The organism is Streptomyces sp. NPDC001941 (assembly GCF_040296945.1).
GTDB lineage: Bacteria > Actinomycetota > Actinomycetes > Streptomycetales > Streptomycetaceae > Streptomyces.
The window spans coordinates 1-2,687 of record NZ_JBEOYE010000227.1 but is presented as its reverse complement, the minus strand read 5'-3'; the positions used below and the strand labels follow the sequence as shown (position 1 = coordinate 2,687).

The 2,687-nt window shown below is 70.5% G+C and carries 2 protein-coding genes and 1 pseudogene; all 3 read right to left on the bottom strand.

Features of this window, described 5'->3' with window-relative positions:
* Positions 1 to 592: 592 nt before the first annotated feature.
* Positions 593 to 1,291 carry a hypothetical protein gene (locus ABT160_RS46710; protein ID WP_351656450.1) on the bottom strand — a complete coding sequence of 233 codons (699 nt, stop codon included), beginning with the start codon at positions 1,289 to 1,291 and terminating at the stop codon, positions 593 to 595.
* 423 nt (positions 1,292 to 1,714) lie between these two features.
* A complete protein-coding gene (locus ABT160_RS46705) occupies positions 1,715 to 2,089 on the bottom strand; it encodes a hypothetical protein (protein ID WP_351656447.1) in 375 nt (124 codons plus the stop codon).
* 211 nt (positions 2,090 to 2,300) lie between these two features.
* Positions 2,301 to 2,687 (bottom strand): annotated as a pseudogene (locus ABT160_RS46700) (hypothetical protein); the annotation flags it as partial.

The window sequence follows — 2,687 nt, the reverse complement described above, 5'->3', positions numbered from 1 at the left end:
GCCATCGTCTTCGGTGCGGTCGGGCGACGCCACGCCGCGGCCAAGGGCGGCGGGGGCATGGCCAACGCCGCGATCGTGCTGGGCATCATCGACGTGCTGATCTTCGTCGTCCTCATGGTCGTCGCGGCTTCCAGTGGCGGCTTCCACTGGTACGTCGGCGGCTGACACCGCGTACAGCCCTTGCTCGGCATGGCCGGGTTCCCGAGAACGCTTCGGGAATCCGGCCGTCTGCCTTTTCGGAAGGAAGACAAGGGCGCGCACCCGCCTGTGGACCTCACGCCGCGGGGTGGCGTCCACTCACTCAAGGACGCACGATCACGAGATCACAGACGCATGCCAAGCCGTGTGTCGGGATCGCTGCGCGGCATCAGCCAGTTGCACGTTCCAGGCGTGCTTCTGGGCCTTTCCGTCATGTCGGCGAGCCGAAAGTGGTTCGTCCGGCCGGTACATCTGCTCGTCCACTACCCGCCGAAGGTCGCCCTGTCCCGACTGCCCCCGTGCGGGACGGGGGCTGTTGGCGGGTTGGTGTTCCCGTCGAAGGAGTGAACGGATGTGCGGGTCGGCGGACAGCAAAGGAACTCCGCTCGGGGCGTCAACACCCTTCCCGGGGGCGCAGGATCAAGGTGCTCCTCGGCTTCACACGGTTGCTCACCGAGGCTGCGCGCAGTTCGAAGACGGTGGAAGGGAAGGCGGACGCCAGGGTCGTGAGCAGGGCTGTCGGTTCGGCGCCGTCCGTCTCCACCGGGTGGATGCGCACCTCGCCGCGCGTCACGCGCAGCAGCTCGCGAACGGCCCGGACGTGGAAGTCCTCGTCGAGCAGGCCCGCGTAGACGAACAGCAGGAACCCGCTGAGCGTGAGGTCGAAGGCCTTGTCTTGAAAGGGCAGCTCAGGAAGCTGAGCCGCCACGTACGGCCCCGCCCCCTGATGACTCTGCTGCTCGACGCCGGCCTCGAAACGAGCGCGTGCCATGCTCCAGTGGTCGAAGACGCCCCGGTCCGGCAGGCGCCGGTACCCGCGAGAAGTGTCCGCGGTCGCGTGGGCGTTGAGGTGTTCCTGGTCCTGGGCCAGTGCGGCGGGAATGGTGTCAAGTTCCAGGCTGTAGAGCGGGTCCACCGCCACCGCGCCCGCACCGCACTCGGCCGCCCGGGCGGTGAAGTCCGAGCCGCCGGCCGGGCAGTCCAGCACCCGAAGGCCCTTGAGCGCTCCGGCGTCGATGAGGAACATCTCCTGGTAGTCGCGCCAAGTACGGGCTGAGTGGTAGATCCGGGGTGTGCTGAGATGATCCGTCAACGGCGCTCCCTGTCACAGCGGATCGCCATCGGTCGGCGATCCGGTGCACTGTGCCTTCCGACAACACGCCGACGGGATGCCGCCTCCGGGCCCTCTCCACTCGAACGGGTAGGCGTGCGCGAGCACTCGTCGCCCTGACTCGTCGTCCGCAGCAGAACAGGACGCCATTTCACGCCGCGGTGAGTTGTTCGCCGCCGGGGTGCGAGCGGGCACGACACCGTGATGAAGCGATCTTCGACCGGTGCCGCGCCTCCTTCCGGTAGCGGCCCGCTCTCGTTGCGGTCGGCGGCTCGGTCTTGGCGGCAGCCTCTCAATCCTGGATCTTCGCGGCCGATCTGGCGGCTCGTTCGATCTTCGCGCGGTGGGCTGCGCGGGCTTGGACGGCCTGCGTCCGGCACGGCTGGTCGCGGGTCCCTACGGGCGTCACCCCTGTCCGTCGGCGTTCCGCGGGCCTCGCATGTGGCTGGTGAGTGCGGTGACGAGCGCCAGCTGCTCCAGGACGAGGTCGAGGTAGGCGCGGGCGACGTGGAGGGCGTGGCCGCAGTCGGCTGCTGCGGCGACGGGGTCGGTGTCGTCGGCCATGCGGATCCGGCCGTCCGCGCCGAGTCGGGAGAGTGCGGTGGCCATCTGCGCAAGACTCGGGCGGAGCTCCTCGGTGAGGGTACGCACGGAGGATGCGGTCTCGCCGACATCGGCGGCCCGGGTGTAGTTGTTGCCGCCTGTTGTGGCGTGGTTGAGCGCGCGGACGGCCTTGGCCGCGTCGGCAGCGAGCCTTCCGGGGGTCTTGGCGGGGTCCATCTCGTGAGTCTTTCCGCCAGGTGATTGACATCGGCGTGCGCCACGGGCGGGGAGTCTTGTGCGGGCGAGTCGTTCGTCGAGGCGTTCACCCCCGCGTCCCGCCGGCCGCCGGGCCGCCAGAGTGCTGGCGGCCCGGCGGGCGAGCCCGTGACACGAGGCCACGGAGCGGCTGGTCACTCGCCCGGACACCGTTCGCGGTGCCGCGACGGGATTACGTGGTGGGCAGGCAGAGCGCGTAGGCGCGGAAGTTCTCGGTGCCGACACCGCCGTTCGCCGCGCTGGGGTTCTGGAGCGAGGCGGTCCAGGTGGTGGCGTTGCTGGGGAAGGAACGGGTCACGTAGGACGTGGTGACGTCGTCGTCCTGCTGGGCCCCGCCGCCGGTCAGGGTCGTACCGGCCGGGCAGGTGGCCGTCGAGGTGAGCGTCGTGCCGGGGCTGACGCGCTGGAGGTTGCCCATCACCCGCTGCGTGGGCGAGGGCACGCCGGCCGGCCCGGCGTCGCCCTTGTCGCCCTTGGCACCGGTGGTGGCCTGCCCGGCAGGACCTCGGTCGCCCTGGTCGCCCTTGGCGCCGGCCGGGCCCGCGGGCCCCGCTGGTCC